The following is a 2916-nucleotide window of genomic DNA, read 5'->3' as shown; positions in this document are numbered from 1 at the left end:
TTGGCCCAGCGGACCTGGCACTCCCGCTCGGCCAACTCGAGCAGGTACTGCTCGTAGCTGGCCGTCTCCTGCGCCGCCCGTCGGGCTAGTTCCTCAAAGGGACATCCTCCGCACCCGGGCCGTACCTGAGTTTTCGTTTACATAGTCAATGTGGGCTACGGCGTGTGTGGTGATGGAGTTTTGGCCATCTAGGCTGCTGAGTGCAGCATCGTAGTCGCATATCGCCCAGTTCATGGCCGGAACAAGTACCACTCGTCCATTTCGAAGCCTCCGCAAGTTGCTGGAAGGACTGTCTGGATTGCTGACTTCGAATTGGAACTCAACAAGTTGGTCGCTGCCGCGAATGCTTTTCGATGAACTTTTGATTGTAAAGCTCGGCTCATCGACCAGAGTCCGAAGCGGCACATCGAACACACACCATGGCATACGAACCTTCATTCCAAAGTTTTTGTCGCCAATGTCGGCTTCAGTTGGTTTTTCCAGTTCGAAGGTGACGTCGTACAATACCCAGGGACTAGCTTTGGAACTTTTCGCAACGACAAACGAGTACGCCGAATTTCGCACCCAAGCCTTTTCGTGGTGTACTTTTCCATCTTGCAGGGCGGTCTTTTGAATTCGATACCAGTCGCGTTTGTAATTAAGCGACCATTTGGCAAGCTCGGAAGTCGATTGCGCCTTCGCAGGACTTATAAAAGTTTCTGACAAGTCGCATGAGAGGGAATTAGTGTTTGTCTCGAGTCGTTGCCACCCCGCTAGCGCGTCTGACCAATTAATCTCTGGCGTATTTTCAGGCGCTGCCAACGCTAGACCAGCTTCTGCCACATATACTGCGATCGCGATTAGACGGGTGTGTCGAGCAAATATTGTGTTGAAATGCATCATTTGCCTACCGTGCATTTTGAAGGGCGAAAAATACCCGCGTCTCGCTTTAACCGACATTTCCCAGATGGCTTGAGCCTGGAACCGATCCAAGCTCGGAACGGTCGCCATTCTAACAACGCCCCCCCCACCCGCGTCTAGCGCGGAATGAATTTTCATCGTTTTCCGTGCCAGGATTCCGATTCCTGGGTTTCCACGAACGGATTGGTGCTCGGAACGGCTGTTTTGCAGCCTTCAACACGAGCACCGCGCAGACCTCCCCCCTAGAGCTAACCTGTTTTCGTCGTCGTCCTGTTCCTAGGCCGGCATTCCGCACACGAGAACCGGCGGCGGAATCGCCAGCCTCGCGATGCGGTGGAGAATTGCGGCAAACAAGTTTCGCGTGACCGCTACCTCGGCCAGTTGGAAGGTCACGTACTTGGAGTGCCGCGTGACCTTCGCTCCGATCTTGATGAGCTTCTCCCGCAGCGTCGTCAGCGACCAGTGTCGCACTGGTTTCGGCAAAGCCAACCGACGCAAGAAGTTGCCCAGGTTGTAGGCCAAGGCGAACAACTGCAAACGAGCCTGGTTGTCTTTGAACGTGCGGCAGGAAAGCTTCGTCCACTTGACGGCGTTCTTGCCCTCCTTGATCCACTGCTCGGCCGTACCGCGGCCGTTGTAAAACTTCACGACATTCTGCGAGTGCTTATTCAGGTTGGTCACGATGAAACCGATGCGCGGGAACAACTCGCCGGCGTGCCACTCGATCTTGGCCACCACGCGGCGCGAATGTGGCCACGACTTCGCTTGATACTGGAAGCTGTGGTAGAAGACCTTCGGTTTGTGGGAAGGCCGACCCACGGGACGGGTCAGCAGGTGCGAGATTTCTCGCTCCAAGACCGCGTTGGCCTTGAGGCGAATGGCATAACGATAACCCTCTTTCTCCAGCACGCGGTACAAGGACGGATTCGCAAACGCTGCATCACCGCGAAAGAACTTGGGGATCGCCAGGTGACGGTAGCGCTCGATCACCGGTAACAGCACGCGCCGCCAGTACTTCGCGCTGGCGTGATTGCCACGCCGCAGCAGGACGCGTTCCAAGTCGCCGAACTGGTTGAACAGGAACAGCGGATGGTAGCACAGGCACTCGAAGTGCCCGTTGTAGGCCGTCCCCTCCTGCCTTCCATAGGTTTCGCTGACGGAACTATCCAGGTCGAGGATCAGTTCCTGGAGTGGCTTTCGCTCGTGGACCTTGTCGATCCATTGGCCGGAAAGATTGATGAGCGCCGTGAGGTTGCTCTTGGTGCTGAGGATTTCTGTTTCGAAGCGACCGACCTCGCTGGTCGAAGCGGCATGCTTCTCCGGCAGCGCCGCTCGCCCGCCGACCACGTGACGGATCGCAGGGTCGACAGATAATCGCTCCGCGTCGTTCACATCTTCATAACCTGCCAACCGGCTAAAGACGGACTGCCGTAAGAGCGGTGAGAGCTGGTGCTGTTTGTTGCTCCCCTGACGTGAATCGGTGAGCAGCTCGGACGCCATTTCCGTGAGGCCGAGCGCTGCATCGAGTTCACGGTAGGCCAACAGTCCGGCGTCGGTCGTGACCTGGCTGCCCAGAAATTTCAGCTTTAAGCGGCTGTCAAAACTGACCCGCAAATCTTCGTTTTGGCAGTCACCCATCGGGTTCCCCTCTCCGCTTGGCACATATTGGCAGTAAACCCCTGCTTTTTAAGGGTCTAGCGCAAATCGCATGCCAACATGCAGGAAGTCATCTGGGAAATGCGGGTTTAAGGCTTGCGAGACGCGGGCAATTCCCTCTGCGTTCGCACGAAGCGACCGCACTGTTACTGGCAAACACACGGCGACGACATTGTGATGCAGCACGTCAAATTACTTCCACACCGACCAGAACACTCCAATCCGTTGTGAATCGCGCAATCTGGCTCCGTATCCGCCAAGGCTTCGCTGTCGAGACTACACATCAATGCAATCGCAAGGACCGAGAGGCTTGCGATACCAAAGCCAATTTCCGAAGTTCTCCTGAGCATACTTCCAACT

At 55.9% G+C, this 2916-nt stretch carries 2 protein-coding genes; both read right to left on the bottom strand.

The window, feature by feature from the left end; all coding sequences use genetic code 11:
• Positions 1-93 precede the first annotated feature (93 nt).
• Positions 94-990, bottom strand: a complete 897-nt coding sequence (locus tag SGJ19_24950) for a hypothetical protein (protein ID MDZ4783508.1) — start codon at positions 988-990, stop codon at positions 94-96.
• Between the two features lie 186 nt (positions 991-1176).
• Positions 1177-2538, bottom strand: coding sequence for an IS1380 family transposase (locus SGJ19_24945; protein MDZ4783507.1), 1362 nt, complete (start codon positions 2536-2538; stop codon positions 1177-1179).
• Positions 2539-2916: the final 378 nt, after the last annotated feature.

It is taken from the genome of Planctomycetia bacterium, assembly GCA_034440135.1.
Taxonomy (GTDB): domain Bacteria; phylum Planctomycetota; class Planctomycetia; order Pirellulales; family JALHLM01; genus JALHLM01.
The sequence above is the reverse complement of the archived record's forward strand: the minus strand, read 5'-3'. Positions and strand labels throughout refer to the sequence as shown.

Coding starts and splice junctions, on each gene's coding strand:
- SGJ19_24950 (MDZ4783508.1), bottom strand. CDS start 990: ATGGCGACCGTTCCGAGCTTGGATCGGTTCCAGGCTCAAGCCATCTGG.
- SGJ19_24945 (MDZ4783507.1), bottom strand. CDS start 2,538: ATGGGTGACTGCCAAAACGAAGATTTGCGGGTCAGTTTTGACAGCCGC.